This window comes from Flavobacterium sp. DSR3-2, from assembly GCF_049896525.1.
In the GTDB taxonomy this organism is placed as follows: Bacteria; Bacteroidota; Bacteroidia; order Flavobacteriales; family Flavobacteriaceae; genus Flavobacterium.
Map to the genome: position 1 here is coordinate 1 of NZ_JAFCUM010000039.1, position 976 is coordinate 976.

The 976-nt window shown below is 40.6% G+C and carries 1 protein-coding gene; it reads right to left on the bottom strand.

Annotation, left to right across the window (positions count from 1 at the left end; all coding sequences use genetic code 11):
- A partial coding sequence (locus ACP7AV_RS17155; RefSeq protein WP_426093009.1) for an IS110 family transposase occupies window positions 1–905 on the bottom strand: 905 nt, incomplete at its 3' end.
- Window positions 906–976: the final 71 nt, after the last annotated feature.

A 976-nucleotide genomic window follows, 5' to 3' on the forward strand; every position in this document is an offset into this window, starting at 1 on the left:
GCAATCCAAGCAGCCTCCACTAAATAACTTCGCAATTGTGAACGACTTCTAGGGGTTATTCCCAAACACTTTTCTGAAGCGCCGCTATTATAAATCCCAGGCACCAAGCCAATGTAAGAGCTAAATTGCCCCTCATTATTGAATCGGCGTAAATCACCACATTCAGCCAGAATCACACTGGCCAGATAACCGCCAATTCCTGGAATACTCCGCAGGAGATTATAATCGTTCTTATAGGTCTTTCTGCAATGCCCACGCATTTGATTCGCAATTTCTAAATACTCTGATCGGATAAATTGGTACATCCGTATTTTGCCCTGCAAAGCCATTTCGCCGCAAGGGGAGCTGAATTTTATATTTTCTAGCCACACGATAAAGTCCTTGTTCCAATTTGAATTATCAAACGCTGAAGGTATTGTTATCCCGTGAAAGAGCAACATACTTTTGATATGCGATTTGCTTTGTCGGAGTTTCTTGGTGACTTGGGTTCTATGACGGGCCAAAGTTGTAAACTGTTCGTGTGCTTCGGTAGGAATATAAACTCCCTTGAGCACCCCAGATTTTAATTGATTAGACAGATTTTTGGAATCTAAAGCGTCTGTTTTTTGATACCGCTCCTTATCTCCTGTCTTGACATCCGAAGGATTGACCACCAAAACATGCCAACCTAAGTTTAAAAAATAGCGCGCTGCAGAAAACCCACAACAACCTGCTTCGTAAACTAAATCCACTTCGTGATTAGGAAATGTTCGATCCACATACTGGTACAAATCCTCAGCAACAGAAGGCATCGAGTAAGTTCTGTGAAAAAACAGATCCGTTTGAATGGAAACGGACCAACTATTTTTGTGAATGTCTAAACCAATGAATATCTTTGGAATAGTTAAGGCATCTTGTAATTGCATAATCTTCGTTTTTAGTAACTCTAAGTTATGCTTTTACATAGATGCTATGAGGGATTTGGGCAATTGGCTTA